The sequence below is a fragment of the Psychrobacter sp. Cmf 22.2 genome, from assembly GCF_001921745.1.
Lineage (GTDB): Bacteria > Pseudomonadota > Gammaproteobacteria > Pseudomonadales > Moraxellaceae > Psychrobacter.
The window spans coordinates 190,820-211,801 of record NZ_MRYA01000001.1; the positions used below are offsets into that span (position 1 = coordinate 190,820).

Sequence of the window (20,982 nt, forward strand, 5' to 3'; positions counted from 1 at the left end):
GGCCATAATTGTCATAAATTATTTATAATACTATCAATTGCTTATCAGAAGTTTTATAGGCATTTAACATATATTATAAGGTTGGCGTCATATCATCTCTGTGTTACGCGCCACTCTCTTATTTATTAATGAATAGTAATGGCGCTGGTTGAAGGTCAGATGAATGTAGTATGATGAATACTATGCTATAAACACAGTACATTGTTCTGGTCTTGATTCAATTTGATAAATAATAGGTCTATTGTTATATGAATCAAAAGATAGTCAGTGTTAACATAGATAGCATTTTTAATTTCGAAATTGAGTTTATAAAGTTAGCAAAAGATTAGTGCAGATAAAAGAGCCAAAGCTACATAGATAGTCTTGGCAGTAAATGATGATTAAAACACAAAGAGAGCAAGTATGAGAAAGCAGTCAGCTGCCAATCACATTCAAAATAACAGCCAAGCTAGCGATTTTGTCATGTCTAAACCGAAACGCCATATAACTGTTATGGGCGTGCAAGCCCGATCACTACGTATTGGTGCGCTAAGCTTAGTCACTGCCATGAGTGCTGCTGGGTTGTCACAGGTTGCCTGCGCCCAGCCCACAACAACTTATGGTAATAGCTACCAGCAAGACAATAGTGTGGACTATTTTACGTTGGCTGCACAAGCGGCAGACCACGGAGATATCAATGCTTTGTTTAATTACGAGCAGTTGATGAGTGGTGGATTGTTTGCCATGTATCCGACCTATTGGCGCATGAATTTGGACTTGGAGGCGCAAAGCTCTGCTGCGGTATCGCAGTTCGTTCGTCAGTATCCTAATACGGTAATGGCTGAAAAATTGGTCGCTGATTTTGCCGAAACAAAAGCTGCTTCAGGCGACTACGCTTCGGTACGTCAAGTTGCTAATTTAGTGACAAATGGCGATCGTAGTGAGCGCTGTGCCGTTGCTCTTGGTTTTAATAGTGGCGGTGATACGATGCGCGCGCTGGCAGAAAAGTCAGATGTTTGGTTGAACACGCTTAAGCAGCCTGCACTGTGTGATCAGCTTGCCACTGAGCTTAACAATAATACACTTATTAGTAATCAAGACCGTGCCGCCCGTCTCAAACGCATGTTACGTAAAGGTAAGACAGGCGATATCATGGCGTTATCATCACGTCTTGGTACGCCGATTCCTTATTCTACATTAAGTGAGATTCAGCTTAATCCAAGTGCTTATTTTGGTCGCTTTGGCATGCAGCCAAACAACCAAACCAATCAGTATTTATATCTATATGCCATAGGACGACTCGCTGAAAAGTCATACCGTGAAGCTGCTCTGCAGTTAGATTTTGATATAAAACAAGACAATCAGCGTTCAGCCAAGTTATTGAATGATGATACACGGCGCTACGCTTATCGTATTTTAGGGGTAGAGCGTATGAACCATACCACTGATGATGGTTTTGGCGCTGAGGCGATCGACTGGTTTCGCAACAGCTTAGACGATGACTTTAACTTTGAAGAAGCTGAAGATTATGCTAAAGCAGCTATTCGTTTTAGTCGTTGGGATGATGTGATCGAATCTATTTCGCAGATGGATGCTGAAACTCAAAAACTCAATCAGTGGCAGTATTGGCTAGCACGCGCATACGAACAATCAAATGACAGCAGCAAGCGTAATACGGCTAAGAAAATGTATCAACACTTGGCCAAAAGTAATGATTATTATGGTTTGATGGCTAAAGATAAAGTTGGACAGCGCTTCGATACTAGTAGTCTAGGTGGTGGCAACTTGCCGAACGTAAGTACTGCTGATAAGGCTCGTGTTCTACAAGACCAGCATTTTGCACGCGCTTTCGCTTTATATAATGCTGATGCTAGCCGTGCCTACGCCAACCGCGAATGGAACTGGGCGGTAAAGCAGGCACGTGATAATCGTGATGATGGCTTAATTATTGCAGCGGCTCGTCAAGCCCATGATATGGGCTGGCTTGATCGAGCTATCTATGCAGCCGATAATACTGAGAGAGTAAACAGCTTGGCGCTATCGCATCCAATGCCACATCAAGATGCAGTAGTACGTTATAGTCAATCAGCCGGTATTGATCCGGCGTGGGCTTATGGCATTATGCGTCAAGAGAGTCGCTTTGTAACGTCAGCACGTTCTAACGTTGGTGCTAGTGGCCTTATGCAAATTATGCCAGACACAGCAAAATATATCGCACGTAATCTAGGTGAGTCGTATAGTGCCAGCCGCGCCAATAGTGGAGACACTAATATCCGCTATGGTACATGGTATATGAGTGATATCTTAGGTAAGCTGAACTATCAGCCTGTACTGGCAACGGCAGGTTACAACGCTGGCCCTAACAATGCCAAACGCTGGCAACCTACTTATGGGCCACTTGCCGCAGATCAGTATGTCGAATCGATAGCCTATCCTGAGACCCGCAATTATGTAAAACACGTAATGGAGAACGCGACTGTTTATAGTAGCTTGCTAGGTCGTACTAAGCCAATTAGTGAGCGTATGGGTACCGTTCCAGCAGCATTTTAGATTTGACAGTTATCCAACATTTTTTATATTAGTAGTGTGAGATTAGATTTTGTATAGGGTAGTAAAGACAACGTAAATATACTTTACTACCTTGATTATAGTCGTCATTCTTTACAAAGTTTTACTAAACGGTTTATTCAGAACCGTTGCTTAAATTATTAGCATTTTACGTTCAGAACTTAGCTGCATTTTACTGTATGATGTTGCCTAAATGCTGCTGTTCATGTTTAATAACTATTGAGTATTTTTATATATATGATAAATAATGACCCCAATCGGCCTGCGCATACATCCACCAGATTTCAGTTATCTGCTCAAAAGTGTGCGCGCCAGTTTGTGCGGGTATTTGTTTCAATAGCTAAATTACGGCGAAGTCATATAAAAAGGGATGGGGTACAAAAGTATTGGTTGGACAAGTATGAGAACCACAGCTTTAATAACAGATATTATTCAACCTTAAATATTATAGGTCTAATATTACTACAAGGCTTATTTTTACTACCGGCACAGGCAGCAAATGCGGTTCAATCTGGCCAAAGGGTATTAATGATTGAGATGACGCCAGCGCTGTGCAACCTACAACCTTCACGGGCCCGTATGCGCCAATGTTTAGAAGGTTACTCTTTGACAGTATCTGGGTTAGATATGGGCTACGGTGAGCGCTGTGGACGCGGTAGTGAGCCGCGTTTAACGCCATTGCAGCTAAAAGTCGTTAACCGTATCATGCCAGACACAACTGTACGTAGCCAAGCATGGCAACATCATGGTGCTTGTAGTCCGCTTAGCGCCAGCAGCTATTTCCGTCAAATTACCAATTATGCAGGCGCTTTAAAGCTACCCAGCGAATTGAATACAGGTAATAGTTATACGGTTTCAAAGTCTCGTTTTATCGGACAAATGCTACGCCTAAATAATGGTATGTCCGCTACTGGTATTGACTTAATTTGTCAGGCAGGTAGACGTCGTCAATCTATACTAACTGATATACACGTCTGTTATGACGGTGGCCAGTTTGGTAAATGTAACGAAGTAATAAATAGTTGCGGCAGTAACTTTATTATTTCAGGTGGTAAGTAGCCACTACTAAATCGTACTAATGATAAGTACAAAGCTCATAAAGTATAGCGATAAAAAACCAATCAAAGCAGTTTTCAACTTTTACAGTTCTTTTTGCTGACAAACTTTTGTATGTATAAAATGTAACAATATAGACATCAGTAAGCACCCCGTTGTCCCTAGACGGTTTACTAAATGAAGTGCTACACTAGCTTTCGGTTTGTGACCGCTACCATTGAGCAAGTCTATACCTCATTGAGCAAGTCCATATCTATCATGCCTGTCTGTATAATGATGACATTATCTAATAATTAATTAGGGAGTATTCTATGAAACAGCCTTTACGTGTTGCCGTGACTGGTGCCGCTGGTAATATCAGCTACGCGATGCTATTTCGTATTGCATCTGGTGAGATGCTAGGTAAAGATCAGCCAGTTATTTTGCAATTGCTTGAAATCACACCAGCGCTTGATGCTCTAAAAGGTGTGGTCATGGAATTAGAAGACTGTGCATTCCCATTATTGGCAGGTATCGTCCAAACTGATGATGCAAATGTTGCCTTCAAAGATATCGATTACGCACTACTAGTAGGTGCACGTCCTCGTGGTCCAGGTATGGAGCGTAAAGATTTATTAGAAGCCAACGCTGCTATCTTTTCAGCACAAGGTAAAGCATTGAACGAAGTGGCCAGCCGCGATGTAAAAGTATTGGTCGTCGGTAATCCTGCCAACACTAACGCGCTAATCGCTCAGCGCAATGCACCAGATCTTGATCCACGTAACTTTACTGCCATGACTCGTCTAGATCACAACCGTGCAATGGCACAGTTGGCCCAAAAGACTGACAGCACAGTCAATGACATTAAAAACATGACTATCTGGGGCAACCATTCATCAACCCAGTATCCAGATCTGACTGCTTGTACGGTCAACGGTAAGCCCGCGCTAGATTTAGTAGATCGCGACTGGTACGAAAACACTTATATCCCAGAAGTACAACAGCGCGGTGCAGCAATTATTAAAGCTCGCGGTGCGTCATCTGCTGCGTCTGCAGCCAATGCAGCTATCGCTCATATGCGTACGTGGGCCCTCGGTACTGATGAGAATGATTGGGTATCAATGGGTGTTTACTCAAACGGCGAGTACGGTATTGCTGAAGGTTTGATTTACTCTTTCCCTTGCACTTGTAGCAATGGTGATTGGTCTATCGTAGACGGCGTTGATGTATCATCAGAATTCTCAAAAGAGAAGATGGCAGCGACTGAGCAAGAGCTAAGCGAAGAGCGTGATGCAGTAGCACACCTACTACCATAAGTTGTCAATTGGCTGACGTTATTATGTAGTGTAATTTAAAAGCCCTCTTATACAGAGGGCTTTTTTATGCCTTAAGCATGTATTAATACAATTGATAACGTTAGATAAACGTTGATTAACAGCGAATAAAAAAAAGCTTGCTACAATAAATGCGTTCGATGAAATAATAAGTACAATCAAACTTGCATCATTTAAGGAGTGACGGTATGTTGGGTGAACCTGAATATAGTATGAATGAATTATTTGCTCAGTTAGGGCTGGATAGCTCTGATGAAGCGATTGATCAGTTTATTGAAAAAAACAAATTAGCAAAAGACGAAGAGCTAATCGATGCTCATATTTGGAATGACAATCAGCGAGCTTTTTTAAAAGAAGAATGGTTCAAAGATGCAGCTTGGGTTGAGACTATTGACGAATTAAACGTACGCTTGCATCCGGATGCTTAGAAAAACAACAGATTGATTAAAATAAAAACCCACAGCCTTCCAGGTTGTGGGTTTTTACTTATAGACAAAAGACACACTTCAACTTATTTGTTGATGTTCTCGCCATTCAAGTAAGTCTCTAACATCTTGATGAATACCTACTTTGAGTGCTTCTAAACCCTCGTAACGTCGTTCGCCATGCAAAAAGTGCAAAAAGCGTACTTGTAAGGTCAGACCATATAAATCACCTTGAAACTCTGGAAAATGTACTTCTAAGCGCCAGTTATGAGCTTTATCAACAGACGGTCGGATGCCAATATTTGCAGTCCCAAACAGGCTATGCGGACGTAGGCCTACCACACCTGCTTTTTCACCAGTAGCCAGCTCTGTCAAGCCGTGGGGTATTACTTCTCCCGTATCATCGAGGCTGACCACATCAACAGCAAAAATCCCATGAAGAGCAGGCTTTAAACGATCCAAATCTATATTAGCGGTAGGAAAGTCCATCGTTCGACCGATTTTATCTCCATTAACGACCAATCCTGTCATAGTATAGTCGCGACCAAGTAAAATATTGGCTGACTCAATATCACCTGCCAACAGCAAATCGCGAACGCGAGTGGAGCTGATGCGTACCGCTGCACTGCTATCATCTGTGACAGTGTGTAGATTGGTCACATCTAAGCCATAATCTCGTAAAAACTGACTGTCACCTGTACGATCATGACCAAATTTAAAGTCATCACCCAATACCAATGCTTTGACGTTTAGACGCAGCGCTAACAGATCAGCGAACGCTTGCGCTGATAGCGAACGAAACTCATCATCAAAGCTTGCTACGATTAAAGTCTCGACGCCGTTTTCTGCTAGCAAGGCTTGCTTTTCTGCTAAATTGGTCAAGCGTGCAGGAGCCGTGGCTGGTGCAAAAAACTCACGCGGTTGGGGTTCAAATATCATGACGGCAGAGTGAAGGTTTTGCATGTTAGCGATGTCACGCACTTGCGCTAGCATGGCTTGATGACCTAAATGTACACCATCGAAGTTGCCAATAGTGAGCACACAAGGTGCCAAATCTACAGGGCTGGTATTTGTAGGCAAAGTGCTTGGCGAGGCAATCAGTTGCTCAAGAAAATAGGTGTTCATAAATTTCAGCTATGATAGATAAGACCAAATAAAAAACAAAAAACACATCTGTACAAAAAATCAGAGTGTCTAAAACAAGCCATTATAAAGTAAAATAGCCACACTAACATCTATAGTCTGCGGATAATACAAGTATAGTCAATCTACTATAAAAGCCTTACATCGCCTTATTATTAATTGTGTCATTCGCTAGGGAGACTCTATGACTAACATCGCTTTGAACGCTATACCGCCTAACTTATTAATACACAATCTTGATGATCAGTTTATTGTGCATCTTGCCAACAAAGAGGATCTACCAGAGGTTTTAGTAATTTATAATCAAAGCATCGCCGGCAAACAAGCCACGGCAAATCTGACACCAGTGACTTGTGAAGAGCGGGCGAGTTGGTTTAATGAACATCTAGACAGCCCAACACGTCCCATTTATGTGGTTAGAGCAGCGGCTAGTTCGACAGCTAACGTTAATGAGATTGGCGCTCAAACCAAATCGCCAATCGTAGCATGGGGCAGCTTTAGTGACTTATATGCTCGTACGGCTTACCATATTAGCACTGAGATCAGTATCTACCTGCATCATGATTATCATGGAAAAGGTTTGGGCAGCTTACTAACTCGTTGGATGCTGGCGCAAGCGCCAAATCTTGGTATTCAAAATATTGTGGCGCTTATCTTTGCCCATAATAAACCAAGCTTAGGATTATTCAGTAAGCTTGGTTTTGAGCAATGGGGCTATATGCCAAAAGTATGTGATATGCAAGGGTTTATCGCTGATGTCGTGATGCTTGGTAAAGCAGTAGCAGCGAATGAAACAAATAGCGATAAAACGTAGACAAAAGACCACTGTCCAAAAAAGTTGTTGTTAAACCAAAGTACTTAAAGGTATTAACCTAAAATCTTCCATTGACCCTTTATTTTTTGTAGCTCATATGTCAATGGCGCAGGCTCACTTTGGTCTTTTAGCATCAGCTCGCCTATGATAGTGGCACGCGTTTTGTCATCATTATATTTGGTATCAGTAATAGTAACGCCATCGACAGTTTGCTGAAAAGCAGACTGCGTATTGGCCAGCTCTTCTTCAAAATTTGCCATATCTACTTTGTAATAAGAAGCAGCTTGCTTTATATCACCCTCATACAAACTGTCTAAGGCTTGCTTCACAGCATCTTCTGGCGTACCAACTTCGGTTGGATTGGTGACTAAGCTTTTTTGCTTGGCAGAGGCGGTGACAGGATTGACATTGTCACTATCAATAGCAGTTTCCTCTTTAGCGCTACTTGCTATCTGCTCACTTTCAATAGCATTATCAGCATTAGTTAATTCTACGTCTTCCGCAGATGTGTCAACAACAGCTGCGGCATCTTCAGTATTATTAGCAGCTGTCTTTGTTTCTGCATTATCATTATTACTGCAACCACTTAAAAGCAATCCAGTGCTGAGTATGCCAATAGTTAGTATGGTTGGCAAGCGTAACAGTGTAGGTCGTGAAAATTGTAACGTTGAATTTTTAGTTTTCATAATAGTCCTCAATATCCATTTATTCATTAAAGAGCAATTATGGCAACTATCAGCATCCTTCACTGTCAATTCTCATAATAAGCTTGTTTTGGTTTCGTAAGTCAACGCTTTATCCAATTTTATCCATGTTTGAGCTGGCGAGGACGAAAGCCTGTGGCTAATAATACTGCGCCGTATACCAGCGCGCCAATCGTACACATAATGAGCAAAGCTGCTATACGTCGCCATTGAGCGTCATCAGTTGGAAAGTAGGGCAGCATAACATAAAGTACGGCAACCATAGCACTTGTAGCAATCGCAAACTGAGCAAACAGCTTTTTCCAGTGACTACCAAAACGATATATCTCACGCTTATGCAAGAAGTAATACAACAAGCCTGCGTTTACAAAGGCTGCACCCGTCGTTGCTAATGCCAAGCCGCCATGCAGCGGCATATCAAATAGATAGAATATGCCGATAAAAATGACACTAAAAACCATATTGGCAAAAACGGATATGATACCGATTTTTACCGGTGTTCTGGTATCTTGACGGGCAAAAAACGCTGGTGCAAATATTTTAATCAGCATAAAGCCTAAAATACCGCCCGCCATACTACGTAGTGCCAGTGCACTCATCTGTGAGTCACGTAAGGTAAATTCACCGCGTAAAAATAGTGCTTGCATGAGTGCATCTGCGAGTATGAATAGCGCTGCCGATGCTGGTACACCAACTAAGATAATCAATCGTGCTGCCCAATCGATGGTCTTTTTAAAGCTAACATCGTCTTTTTGTGCTTCGCTCTTTGATAGGCTTGGCAAAATCACCGTACCGATAGCGACACCGATTAATCCTAGTGGGAGCTCGCTCATACGCTCGGCTGCATAGAGCCAAGAGACTGAACCGCCTATCATAAGAGAAGCAAATACGGTATTGAGCAGTAGATTAATCTGAGTGACAGAGACGCCAAAGATAGCGGGGAGCATCAGCTTTAAAATGCGTTTGACGCCTTCGTGGCCAAAATCAACTTTGGGTGCGACCAGCAGTTTTTGTTGCCATAGCTGCGGCAACTGTATCAGAAACTGTAGCAAACCAGCGATAGCGACAGCATAGCCGAGCGCCATAATCGGCGTATCAAACATAGGGGCGAAAATCAGTGCGCCGCCAATCATGCACAAGTTCAATAATACTGGTGCAAAAGCCGGTGCAGCAAAACGCCCATAACTTTGCAAAATACCACTAGCAAAAGCGGTCATAGAAATAAACAGTAAGTAAGGGAAGGTAAGACGTAGCAGCTCAGCGGTAATGGCAAATTTATCGGGCTGATCGGCAAATCCGGGCGCAAATAATGTCACCACCCAAGGTGCGATTAAAATCACCACCACCGTCAGCATGGATAGCACCAGCAACAGCGCCCCTGAGGTGCGGCTGACCAGTATCTGTACCTGTTGCAGACTGTATTTTTCTTTATATTCGGACAGTACAGGAACGAAAGCTTGGCTAAACGCGCCTTCTGCAAATAGACGCCGCAAAAAGTTCGGTATCTTGAAGGCGACCAAAAAGGCATCCATCAGGCCACCTGCGCCAAACACGCCTAATAACACAATATCGCGTACCAAACCTAAAATACGCGACAGCATGGTCATGCTACTGACCACCATGGTTGAACGAAATAACCGACTTTTTGCCATGAGAACCTATTTTGCCAAATTGTTTACTAATGGTCGTTTGCTGATTTACTATTGTCAAAAAACTGACGGATTATAGCACTTTCATGGCATATCTATAGCATAGATAAATGAATTGGATGTGGAAATGATAAATGTTACTTCTATAGTTGTTCGGCTACTAACCTACGCAACTTTGTCCATTCAAAATAGTCACCAGGATCGGTCTTACGTCCTGGGGCGATATCGCTGTGTCCAGTTAGGTGACGGCAGGTTTTAGGATAGGCAGCATATAGAGCGACGATTACTGCTGCAAGCGTGTCGTATTGAGAGGTAGTAAAGGACACAAAATCAGACCCTTCAAGCTCGATGCCAATGCTATAATCGTTACATTCAGGTCGGCCAAGGTAGCTGGATCTGCCTGCATGCCACGCACGATCGTTAAAATTGACAAATTGAGTAATAGTGCCATCACGTTCGATAAATAGGTGCGCTGAAACTTCTGCGCCTTTAATGGTTTGAAAATAAGGATGCGCATCCCAGTCTAATTGATTGGTAAATAATGCTTTTACATAATGCACGCCATCAGTGCCGCGCGCGCCAAACTCATTGGGTGGTAGGCTAATATTATGAATGACGATAGTATCAATAGTCGTATTGTCAGGTCGTTTATTAAAATTGGGTGACGCAAGCCAAGTGGCTGCCGATAATAAACCCCCGTTAATAGTCATTGACGATGGCGTGATTGAGCTTGGCATAATGTTCTCTTTGTATAATGATTTTAATATCGTCAATGCATTATAAAAGTGTTAATGCGTCAATCTTGCAGTATGACCTATATACCTGCACTTGATTGCTTTATCACGCTTCTAAATTAAATTGACGATAGCTTTTATAAAATAATAACGCGCGAGATTTTACCTCATGTCTATAAAGCCGACTTTTATATCTGTAGATTGTACCCTAGGCACTATTAGCCTGCGAGCTTGCAGTCATCGGGCATGTTTGCCACTTGTTATTGCAGGGCTGCTACTCTCTGCACAAGCGCAGGCTTTTTTGCCAACGCCAGTATCATTAGTAACGACGGGTGATTTGGCAACAAGCGCAGCTATGACCGATGCAACTGCCAAAACTAGACAGACTATGGCAGATAATAAGGTCGACAACATACAGAATACTCAAAGCAGTGTAGCTGAACCGTTGCTAGTAAAATGGCGTAAGCAAGTACAAGCGCAAAATCTGTCTGAGCATACAACGTGGCGACGGTTATTGTACTTTTTGGATGATAAAAAATCGCTCTTTAATAAAGGTGCGTCCAAGAGCCTCATCGACAACCCAACGTTTTTTCTCAGTGCTGATGGCCTGTATGATGCAGATGCTGAGCTGGATGCGATGCTCGTAGCGTTGAGCAATCAAATGACAGCGCCTAGCAACAATTCAGCCGTTTGCCGTTTTCCCGCGCGTACGCAGTGGCTGACTGAGACTTTAGGCATTGATAGTTCGCGCTTGCAAGCGGACTGTCCAGAGCTTAAAGAGTGGATGGCTATGCTGAACCCCGAGCAGCTGTCGATTATGTTTGCTGAGGAGTATTTGGACAATCCCATCTCCGCTTTTGCTCATACCTTGCTGCGTATTGACTCGCCAGTAAGCGCGGCAGATCCTAGCCAAATTCATCATGCTTACGCGCTCAATGACACCGTCGATGGCAATCCTGACGATGCTTTTGCCGTTTATGCTATTAAGTCAACCACAGGTGGTTATAACAATAGAATTGAGATTGACCCTTATCCAGAAAAGCTGGCCAAGTATCTTAAAAACGATGAGCGCGACGCGTGGACTTATCAGTTAGATTTGACACCCGCAGAGGTGCAGCAAATTATCCTGCATGTGTGGGAAACCAAAGATTTAGACATACCCTATTATTTTACTACAGACAACTGCGCCTCTGAGATTCTGCGTCTGATTGATGTTGTGCGTCCTGAGCAGGATTTGCTCAACCAACTGCCTTATGTGGTCATACCCTCTGATGTAGTGAAGCTGCTTAACGACGAATCTCTATTAGCAGATGCACGCTATACACCGTCTGACAGTACGGTGCGTCAAGCTGAGCTGAATAAAGCCAGAGCCGCGGCCGCGCTTGGTTATCAACAATTAACCAAAGATGACGCGGATAATATTAAATCAGCAGAGCGCAATTTGGCATCGAGTATATCTGCTGGCGACTCTACGCCAAAAACCATTATAGATCACGGTATTATAGCCTCGGACAACAACCCAATCGATAGGCATCTATTACAAGTGGCTCAGATTGGCGTAGGTCAACGCGGCGACAATGGCTACTTTGATGTGGGATTACGTTTGGGGTTTCATGACACCCTTGATCGCGCTTCAGGATTTCCTCAGTTTTTTAATTTAGAAGCGCTGGCCACGACAGTGCGTTTTTATGAGACGGACAGCAGCAAAGACCATGAGCCGGATCGTATGGTGTTAGAGAATTTTACAATACTGCGAGGCCGATCTTTTAATCCTGTCAATACCGCCAAGCAAGGCAAGACGTGGGGCGCAAGTATCGAGGCGACACGCGTAAATGATGGATCGCAAGAAGCAGGACGCGACCATTTAGTCGGGAGCGTCGGCTATGAGACGGGCTGGTCGTGGGCGCTTGGGACACCAAAATCAGATACTGGTGAAATGCCACCGCAGCTATGTTATGCGCTATTATCAGGCAAGGGGCAAGCAGGCCGCGGCATCCATAAAGGCTTTCGTGTCGGTGCTGGGGTAAATGCTGGCTGCCGTTATCAGATTAACAATCAGTTACGCGCGCAGGCCCAATTGCAATTGCCATATTGGTATCATGGCAGCAGCGACGACTCTAACGTTCGTGGTCATTATTGGCAGCCAATCTCAAGCTTAGGTCTGCAATACGATATCGATAAAAAACAAGCATTACGCATCAATGCCAACTACGATTGGCAAGATCGTGTCGTTGCCAATGACGATGTACAGCTGTCATATAGACGTTATTTTTAATCGCTGTTATAACAGTCATACTCGACAGATACGCCAAAAACCGTGACAAAAAATAGCCAACCAAAGGATGCATTATGAGTACGCAAAATCTACTGATTATCGGACAAGGTGATATCGGTCTGCCAGTCACTAATAAGTTTGCTCAGGATGGTTTATTGGTCACAGGTCTTGCGCGCAGAAAACGCGAGCATTATGATCTGCATAATGATGCAACGTTTATGCAGGCGGATGCGTTGACACTTAGCGCTGATGAGCTGCAAGACTTTACGCATATGGCGATTATCGTCACGCCTGATGATTATTCAGCCAGCGGCTATCAAAACAGCTATTTGGCGATTGCTCAGCATTTAGCCGCACTGGCCAATCAGTTGCCAAACCTTTCGCGTGTCGTTTTTATTTCCTCAACAGGCGTTTATGGGCAAGATAATGGCGAATGGATAGACGAAGATACTGTGCCGACCATACCTGAGCGCAAAGCCTCTCAGATTATTTTGCAAGCAGAAAAGACGCTACAACAAGGTTTTGGTAATCGCACTATTATTATTCGTCCGAGCGGAATTTACGGACGCGAGCGTCTCATGCGACTGCGTAAAGCCCGCGAACCACAAAAAGAGCCAGTGGCAGCGACGCACTGGAGCAATCGTATTATGGATCGTGACTTGATCAATATTATCGCCAAGGTCTTGACCATTGCTGCGCCAAAACCGCTTTATATAGCTACTGACTATGCGCCAGTCACGACTTTTGAGCTTGGTGTCTGGCTCAGTGAGCAAGTGAGAGAGGTACCTCCTACAATAGATGATAAAAAAACCGCTGTTACTGGGAAACGCTTACATAGCAACATTCCGTTAGCGTGGCTCGATTATCCTGACTGGCAAGTAGGCTACCGTGATATTTTGCGCCATCAAGCGTAAAATATCCGTACTATAGTCAATCTTAAATAAAACTGGCACGCAAGGAAAATTAATACCAGTAGTGCTGTACCTATTTTAAAGTAGGTTAACTATATTTCGCGCTTATTGTTTTTTATCATTTATGGAGATTACATGACCCAGCCTTCTACTTCTGATAATCGCTTACCCAGTGCCGAACTTGCAGCAATAGGCGATAAGCTGCCAGAAGGCAATTCTGAGATGTCATCTACGTTGCCCGATAGCAAGCAGCCTGCAATCGTGCACCCAAACTTTGATCCGAGTCAATCGCCACTTGATCCTGCGCGGCCTTTGAGTGATATTCCAGAGCCTGCTCGACGCTTAAACGGTCAATTGCACCGACTCTATGGAAGCTCGGCGCGGTTCTATCAGCCTTGTGATGACAGCTTATCAAAATGGAAGCTGATTGCATCAGAAGCACTGGCTGAGCATTTATCATTACTAAATGCGGCAAAGCTTGTTGAATTTCCTGATAATTTTTATCAAAATCATAGCGAGCAGCCACTACTGTTACCGCTAAGCGACATGACGTTATTAGATATGTCAGATGTCCATCAAACGCTTCGAGCTTATCCAAAACTGAATCGTTATGGTTTTGCGCCTGCTGATAACCCGGTAAAAACCAATGAAAATGATGGTTGCTCTAATAACAATGTCTCCAATAATAACGATGATACTAAAACGTCTTCAGCCTCGTTTCGTGCGTTGACCAAACGTTATAATCCTGATGAGTTACTCAATAGCCTTTATGCCGATGACTGGCAAGTGATTTTGCAGCCGCAGCAGTTTGAGACAGGTGAAGGCAGTTTGGCGACAGACATTATGGCCTGTAGCGTCGCAGTCCATGCGCTAAAGCAGTGTCGTACACGCAAAACTATCAATCATAGCTATAGCGCGGCGCAAATCTGTCAGCATATCCGTAGTTATTTGCTCAGCCAGCTTGATCTTGAACCAGCACAGCGTTATCAGTATCGTCAGATTCGACTATTTGCAGGACATATTATTGTTGCGGCTTACCACTTAGGTTGGGATATACAAGTGAGCCATGATGGTCAGTGTTATTTTAATCTCTCATCGCGTAGTGGCCTACTAACTCGTTATCCTAATATGCAGGATTACGACATCAATGGTTGGTCAAGCTGATCAATAATGCGTACAATAATGCAAATTTTTTGTCCTTTATTTTGCTGATAGGAATAACATAATGCTCAATGCTTCAGTGTCCGATGCTCAACATGTCCAAAATGCCTCTTTCTCATCTCATCAATTCATCCAGTTGGCTTTAGATAATCAAGTCCTAAAGTTTGGTGAGTTTGTGCTTAAGTCTGGCCGCATCAGTCCTTATTTCTTTAATGCTGGTCTGCTAGCGACAGGTGAGATGTTATCGTTACTAGCGCGTGGTTATGCCGATGCTTTGGCCGCAGAGATGGCTAGCAATAACGGCACAGATGTGAAAGAGCTGGTCATTTTTGGTGCGGCTTATAAAGGTATTCCATTCGTTGCCGCAACAGCGCAAGCGTTATGGTTGCATCATGGCATTAATGCCAAATGGGGTTATAACCGTAAAGAAGCCAAAACTCACGGTGAAGGTGGTAACTTAGTAGGTGCTGATGTCAGTGGCAAGACTGTCTGGGTACTTGATGATGTTATTACGGCGGGCACGGCGATGCGCGAAGTGGTGGAGATATTAGAGCAATCGGGCGCAAGCGTTGCGGGTATTATTGTAGCACTTGATCGTAAAGAAAAAGGCCAAGGCGAGCACTCTGCTATTCAAGAGTTGGCTGCAACGCTAGAGGTACCAGTACGTGCGCTTGTCAACATTGATGATTTAATCAGCTATTTGGCAGACGACCATGGTGCACAAAACGGCCAGCATAAAGACGCCACCCAACTCGCAAAAATGCAGCATTACCGTGAGCAGTACGGCGTATAGTCAGTCAAAGGCGGTTATTATTAACGTTTTTTAGCTTTCATGTGTTTGTAAATATGTGCCTATAAATCAGCGCTTATAAATTTCGATAACTGCCTATTCATAATATAACGTAAGTGAGCCTTATCATGAGCCAAGAAAATCAAAAAAAATCTTTAAAAATACTCGTCATCATGGATCCTATTGAGCAGATTAACTATAAAAAAGACACCACTTTAGCAATGATGTGGGCCGCTCAAGATCGTGGTCACACGCTTGGCTATTGTCAGATTCATGATCTTTGGTTGGATCGTGGGCAGTTGATGGTCGATACGCAGCCAGTAACGGTAAAGCGTGATCCTGAAAATTTCTATACGTTAGGTGATAAGGTGACAGGTCCAGTCAGCGACTATAACGTGATTTTGATGCGTAAAGATCCACCGTTTGACATGCGTTTTGTTTATACGACCTATATGCTTGATCATGCCAAAGCGGCAGGCGTGTTGGTGGTCAATGACCCACAAGCGATTCGCGACTGTAATGAGAAGTTATTTGCGACTTGGTTTAGTGATTATATGAGTCCAACGATTGTGACCAGCAAACAAGCGCATATTCGCAAATTTATCACTGAGCAACAAGATGTCATCGTTAAGCCGTTAGATGGCATGGGTGGCACAGGTATTTTTCGCCTGACTGCTGATAGCCCAAATATCGGGGTGACGCTAGAAATATTGACTGAGCTTGAGACCTTGCCAATTATGGCACAGCGTTATTTACCAGAGATTGTCGAGGGTGATAAGCGTGTGTTAATCGTCGATGGGGTAGTGGTCGATTACAGCTTGGCCCGTATTCCTACCAAAGGCGAGACCCGTGGTAATCTAGCTGCAGGTGGTAGCGGTGTGGCCATGCCGCTCACGGATATTGAACGCCAAGTGGCAGAAGTGGTCGCTCCAATTGTCAAAGAAAAAGGCCTCATGTTCGTCGGTTTAGATCTAATCGGTGGCCGTATTACCGAGATTAACGTCACCAGTCCGACTTGTGTACGCGAGATTGATGATCAATGCGGTACTGATATTGCGACAGACTTTATGATAGCGATAGAAGCTCGTTGTTAAGGGTTATATTTTAAGGATTGTATTTTGGAGCTGAGAAGTTATTAATTTTTTGATAACTCTCATTTTTATTGTTTGGCATTAAAGTGTTTCAACCCGTTATTTAAGCGATAAAGTGCTATATAAATAAGCATAGATTCCTCTATACTATGCGGGCTTTAGTATGTGAGCTTTTAGATTAAAAAGCTTTTGTTAATATATCAGTGGCTATTACTTAATATTCATTTTAGTACAGATAAGAAAGGCAGGCGTTAATGAAGACACCGCATATACTGATGATGGCCGCTGGTACCGGTGGCCATGTATTCCCAGCGCTGGCAGTTGCTGAGGAATTGACCCAACGCGGTGCCATTATACACTGGCTAGGTACGCCAACTGGCATGGAAAATGGTCTAGTTGAGCCGACTGGTTATTCCTTCCATCCTATCGCAATGCAGGGATTACGCGGTAAAGGTATCACGCGCTTAGCCAAGTTACCTTTTACCTTGCTATCAGCGACGATGGCTGCAGTCAAAATTATCCGTAGTAATCGGATTGATATGGTGGTGGGCTTTGGTGGTTACGTAACCGCGCCTGGTGGCATTGCAGCGCGTATGACCAATACGCCGTTAATTATTCATGAGCAAAATGCCATCGCTGGTATGAGCAATCGTTATTTGGCTAAAATTGCGTCTAAAGTACTACAAGCGTTTGAAAATACATTTGCCAACAGTCAGAAAGATGCAAAGCTTGAAACCGTAGGTAATCCAGTACGTAATGCTATCTCGGGTGTCGCTGAACCGATTAAGCGCTACGATAACAGTGATCATTCACCTTTAAAGCTATTAGTCGTTGGTGGCTCATTGGGCGCGCAAGTATTAAACGATACCGTACCTAAAGCACTCTCATTAATAGACCGTCCTTTTGAGGTGCATCATCAATGTGGGCGTAACAATGAGACGGCTACAAAAGCAGCTTATGATAGCAAGGATTTAAGCGTTCATAAGTTTACCGTGCAGCCGTTTATTGACGATATGGCCGCGGCTTATAATTGGGCAGATGTTATCGTTTGCCGAGCTGGCGCGTTGACAGTTACTGAAATTCAAAACGTCGGTATTGCCGCGATTTTTGTGCCACTACCGCATGCGGTAGATGATCATCAAACGGCTAATGCGCGAACCTTGACGTCACACGATGCTGCTATTCTGTTACCGCAGTCTGAGCTGACACCGCAACGTTTGAGCGATGAACTTGCAGCGCTTGAGCGTCGCACTTGCTTAGAGATGGCAAAAAAAGGCCACGCTCTTGCTAATCGTGGCGCTACTAGCCAAGTTGCTGATATTATTTGGCAGACGCTATAGATTCTACTGCAGCAATCAGCAAATTTACGACTGATTATTTTTATAGCCCCTTATTTTAATTCACTGAATTTTATTAGTCTTTAATAAAGAGAACTCCTTATGTCTACCTCTGCGAAAGCTCTACCCAAGCGTTTGATTGAAATACCAGAAATGCGCCGTATTCAGCATTTGCATTTTATTGGTATTGGCGGTTCAGGTATGTGCGGTATCGCTGAGGTTATGAACAATCAAGGCTATCAAGTTAGTGGCTCTGATATCGCTGATAGCATGATTACTCGACGTCTACAGCAGATTGGAATTAATATATCAATTGGTCATGATTCTAAAAATATTGCCAATGCAGATGTCATCGTTGTATCTTCAGCGATTGATCGTAGCAACCCTGAAGTAAAAGCTGCACTAGAGGCGCGTCTACCAGTGGTACGCCGCGCTGATATGCTTGGCGAGTTAATGCGTTATCGTCATGGCATTGCGGTTGCGGGCGCGCATGGCAAGACCACAACGACCAGTTTGCTAACTACCATGATGGCAGAAGGGCAGCTCGATCCTACCTACGTGATTGGCGGGAAGCTCAATGCCTCTGGTAAAAATGCCGCGCTTGGTAGTAGTCGTTATTTGGTTGCTGAAGCAGATGAGTCGGATGCGTCGTTTTTGTCTTTGCATCCGATGGCGGCGATTGTCACCAATATCGACCAAGACCATATGGAAACCTATGAAAACAGCTTTGATAAATTAAAGGCAGCTTACATTCAGTTTTTACAAAACATGCCGTTTTATGGCTTGGCTGTGGTGTGCGGTGATGATCCAGAGCTGTATGCGATGATTGATGATATTGGCCGTCCCGTGCTGACTTTTGGTCTCGAGCCTTTCAACGATGTACAAGCAGTCGATGTGGTTAGTGAAGGCACTAAGACTCATTTTACCGTTCTACGCCGTGACCGCGAACCATTGCGTCTGACTCTAAATATTCCTGGGATTCATAATGTCTACAATGCCCTTGCTGCTATCACGATGGCGACAGATGAAGGCGTAGACGATGAAGCTATTGAGCGTGCTCTACAGAAGTTTGAAGGTGTCGGTCGCCGCTTTGAGCAGCATGCCTCTGTCACCATCGATGGCGGAGATGTATTACTGATTGATGATTATGGTCATCATCCAAAAGAAGTCGATGCCACTATTAAAGCTGCGCGTCAAAGTTTCCCTGATCGTCGTTTAGTGATGCTGTTTCAGCCGCATCGTTATAGCCGTACGCGTGATTGCTTTGATGATTTCGTTGAAGTGCTTTCAAGCGTGGATGAGTTGCTATTATTAGACGTATATTCAGCGGGTGAAAGTCCTATTGCAGGTGCTGATACTAAGGCCTTGGCACGTAGTATTCGTCTTCGCGGCGCCGTTGAGCCCACGATTGTTGATAAAGACAATCTTGCGCCTGTTATGCAGCGCCTGCTAGAAGCTAATGATATGCTTCTCACTCAAGGTGCTGGTAACATCGGCCAAATTGCTATCGATTTAGCTGCTAATAATTTATATATTAAGTAAGTCTTAAAGGATTTTTGGAAACTATACTCATGACTATCAATAACAATCAAGAAGATTCAAATGCTTTTGATAAAACCATCAATGGTGCAGATGATAAAACATTTATCACTAATCCAGAGTCAGCTTTAGCAGCAGCTGCGCAAGCAGAAAAAGATGGTATGGAAAATAACCAGCCAAGCCAAGCTTCACCATTGAGTATTACTCCTAGCAAAGTAAAAGATGCCAGTGAGTTTGGTAAAGTCGCCGTCATTTATGGCGGTAGTAGCAATGAGCGTAGCGTATCGCTAGACAGTGGCGCAGCGGTATTGCAGGCTTTACAAAACCAAGGCGTTGATGCTACTCATTTTGACCCTAAACATCAGGACGTTACTGAGCTTCGTGAGTATGATCGCGTGTTTAATGTGTTACATGGTCGTGGGGGTGAAGATGGTTTACTACAAGGTGTGTTGCAGTGGTTCAATATTCCGCAGACAGGTTCAGGCATTTTGGCATCAGCACTGGGTATGGATAAAGTACGCACCAAGCAGTTATGGCAAGGTTGTGGATTGTCGACCGCGCCATTCTCATTACTAACGGCTGACACCGATTGGCAGCAAGTGGTCAATATGCTGGGCTTGCCGCTTATCATCAAACCGGTGCATGAAGGCTCAAGTATTGGTATGACCAAAGTCAATAATCTCGATGAGCTACCTGCAGCATACGCAACAGCAGTCCAATGCGGGGATGCGGTTATGGCTGAGCGCTGGATTACTGGACGTGAGTTTACGATTGTCATTATTGATGACGAAGCTTATCCAGTGATACGTCTTGAGCCTGCTGATATTACCAACTTTTATGATTTTGAAGCCAAGTACAATCGTAACGATACCAGTTATTATATTCCGTGCGGCTTAAGTGAGGCCGACGAGAAGCACTTACAAGCGTTAAGTCTTGCAGCATTTCGTGCTGTTGACGCAAAAGGCTGGGGACGCATTGATGCTATGCAAGACGAAGCGGGCAACTTTTGGCTACTTGAAATTAATACCGTACCTGGTATGACCAGTCACAGTTTAGTTCCTATGGCAGCTAAAGCTCGGGACATGGATTTTGACAAGTTATGCTGGCATATATTGGCACAAACGCTTTAATTGGTAGAGATTACTCATTATGGATTGTTTTATAAAAGATAAGATTTATTACAGTTTATTAAACTAAATGATTAATATTCCTAGTACTGTATTGAACAAAACGGATATAATGCCACTTTATATTGTATCATTAGCCCTTCTATAACACAGCTTCATGTAAACTTGTGTAAAATCACTGGCTGCAGCATGGGTTAGGCTATTGTTTACCATCAAAATACGTTAATATTGTGATGATTGGCTTATGTTGATGATATTTAGCTCATTTTAAGCATTTTTTGTTATATAGAATGACAAAGCCATAATAAAAGGTGTTTAGTAGAATAATAGTTATTCAATCAAAGTATTTATTAAGTTAATAACATA

17 protein-coding genes are annotated in these 20,982 nt (G+C 43.5%); 13 read left to right on the forward strand and 4 right to left on the reverse strand.

Annotated elements, in window-relative coordinates; translation table 11 throughout:
- The first annotated feature begins 462 nt into the window (after positions 1–462).
- The 4 genes from BTV98_RS00830 to BTV98_RS00845 all read left to right on the forward strand — a co-directional run bounded on the left by BTV98_RS00830 (position 463) and on the right by BTV98_RS00845 (position 5,344).
- Positions 463–2,529: a lytic transglycosylase domain-containing protein gene (locus tag BTV98_RS00830; protein ID WP_227511782.1), complete on the forward strand. Its 2,067-nt coding sequence runs from the start codon at positions 463–465 to the stop codon at positions 2,527–2,529.
- Between the two features lie 546 nt (positions 2,530–3,075).
- The gene (locus tag BTV98_RS00835; RefSeq protein ID WP_227511781.1) at positions 3,076–3,606 is read left to right on the forward strand and encodes a hypothetical protein; all 531 of its coding nucleotides are present in this window, start codon (positions 3,076–3,078) and stop codon (positions 3,604–3,606) included.
- Between the two features lie 308 nt (positions 3,607–3,914).
- Positions 3,915–4,898 carry a malate dehydrogenase gene (locus BTV98_RS00840; protein WP_058369401.1) on the forward strand — a complete coding sequence of 328 codons (984 nt, stop codon included), beginning with the start codon at positions 3,915–3,917 and terminating at the stop codon, positions 4,896–4,898.
- 206 nt (positions 4,899–5,104) lie between these two features.
- Positions 5,105–5,344 carry a DUF2789 domain-containing protein gene (locus BTV98_RS00845; RefSeq protein ID WP_058369400.1) on the forward strand — a complete coding sequence of 80 codons (240 nt, stop codon included), beginning with the start codon at positions 5,105–5,107 and terminating at the stop codon, positions 5,342–5,344.
- A gap of 78 nt (positions 5,345–5,422) precedes the next feature.
- Here the strand turns inward: BTV98_RS00845 and ribF are convergent, their stop codons facing one another.
- Positions 5,423–6,466 carry a riboflavin biosynthesis protein RibF gene (gene ribF / locus BTV98_RS00850; RefSeq protein WP_058369399.1) on the reverse strand — a complete coding sequence of 348 codons (1,044 nt, stop codon included), beginning with the start codon at positions 6,464–6,466 and terminating at the stop codon, positions 5,423–5,425.
- A gap of 202 nt (positions 6,467–6,668) precedes the next feature.
- Between ribF and BTV98_RS00855 the strand changes: the two genes are divergently transcribed.
- Positions 6,669–7,298, forward strand: a complete 630-nt coding sequence (locus BTV98_RS00855; protein ID WP_058369398.1) for a GNAT family N-acetyltransferase — start codon at positions 6,669–6,671, stop codon at positions 7,296–7,298.
- 53 nt (positions 7,299–7,351) lie between these two features.
- Here the strand turns inward: BTV98_RS00855 and BTV98_RS00860 are convergent, their stop codons facing one another.
- The 3 genes from BTV98_RS00860 to ampD all read right to left on the reverse strand — a co-directional run bounded on the left by BTV98_RS00860 (position 7,352) and on the right by ampD (position 10,388).
- A complete protein-coding gene (locus BTV98_RS00860; RefSeq protein WP_058369397.1) occupies positions 7,352–7,984 on the reverse strand; it encodes a hypothetical protein in 633 nt (210 codons plus the stop codon).
- 119 nt (positions 7,985–8,103) lie between these two features.
- Positions 8,104–9,654, reverse strand: a complete 1,551-nt coding sequence (gene murJ / locus BTV98_RS00865) for a murein biosynthesis integral membrane protein MurJ (RefSeq protein WP_058369396.1) — start codon at positions 9,652–9,654, stop codon at positions 8,104–8,106.
- 140 nt (positions 9,655–9,794) lie between these two features.
- Positions 9,795–10,388: a 1,6-anhydro-N-acetylmuramyl-L-alanine amidase AmpD gene (gene ampD, locus BTV98_RS00870; RefSeq protein WP_058369395.1), complete on the reverse strand. Its 594-nt coding sequence runs from the start codon at positions 10,386–10,388 to the stop codon at positions 9,795–9,797.
- 166 nt (positions 10,389–10,554) lie between these two features.
- Here ampD and BTV98_RS00875 point away from each other — a divergent pair, with 166 nt between their 5' ends.
- The 8 genes from BTV98_RS00875 (at position 10,555) to BTV98_RS00910 (ending at position 20,619) form a co-directional block, all read left to right on the forward strand.
- Positions 10,555–12,660 (forward strand): DUF4105 domain-containing protein, encoded by a 2,106-nt coding sequence (locus tag BTV98_RS00875; RefSeq protein ID WP_082638058.1) that lies wholly within the window; start codon positions 10,555–10,557, stop codon positions 12,658–12,660.
- A 74-nt stretch (positions 12,661–12,734) separates the two neighbouring features.
- Positions 12,735–13,574: an SDR family oxidoreductase gene (locus tag BTV98_RS00880; protein ID WP_075102728.1), complete on the forward strand. Its 840-nt coding sequence runs from the start codon at positions 12,735–12,737 to the stop codon at positions 13,572–13,574.
- Positions 13,575–13,706: 132 nt separating this feature from the next.
- Complete coding sequence (locus tag BTV98_RS00885) at positions 13,707–14,735, forward strand: hypothetical protein (RefSeq protein ID WP_058369394.1); 1,029 nt, start codon at positions 13,707–13,709, stop codon at positions 14,733–14,735.
- A 61-nt stretch (positions 14,736–14,796) separates the two neighbouring features.
- On the forward strand, positions 14,797–15,525 hold the full coding sequence (pyrE, locus tag BTV98_RS00890; RefSeq protein WP_058369393.1) for an orotate phosphoribosyltransferase: 729 nt from the start codon (positions 14,797–14,799) through the stop codon (positions 15,523–15,525).
- A gap of 125 nt (positions 15,526–15,650) precedes the next feature.
- Positions 15,651–16,616, forward strand: coding sequence for a glutathione synthase (gene gshB, locus BTV98_RS00895; protein ID WP_058369392.1), 966 nt, complete (start codon positions 15,651–15,653; stop codon positions 16,614–16,616).
- A gap of 251 nt (positions 16,617–16,867) precedes the next feature.
- Positions 16,868–17,953, forward strand: coding sequence for an undecaprenyldiphospho-muramoylpentapeptide beta-N-acetylglucosaminyltransferase (gene murG / locus BTV98_RS00900; protein ID WP_058369391.1), 1,086 nt, complete (start codon positions 16,868–16,870; stop codon positions 17,951–17,953).
- Positions 17,954–18,052: 99 nt separating this feature from the next.
- Positions 18,053–19,492, forward strand: coding sequence for a UDP-N-acetylmuramate--L-alanine ligase (gene murC / locus BTV98_RS00905; RefSeq protein ID WP_058369390.1), 1,440 nt, complete (start codon positions 18,053–18,055; stop codon positions 19,490–19,492).
- 158 nt (positions 19,493–19,650) lie between these two features.
- The gene (locus BTV98_RS00910) at positions 19,651–20,619 is read left to right on the forward strand and encodes a D-alanine--D-alanine ligase (RefSeq protein ID WP_058369410.1); all 969 of its coding nucleotides are present in this window, start codon (positions 19,651–19,653) and stop codon (positions 20,617–20,619) included.
- Positions 20,620–20,982 lie beyond the last annotated feature (363 nt).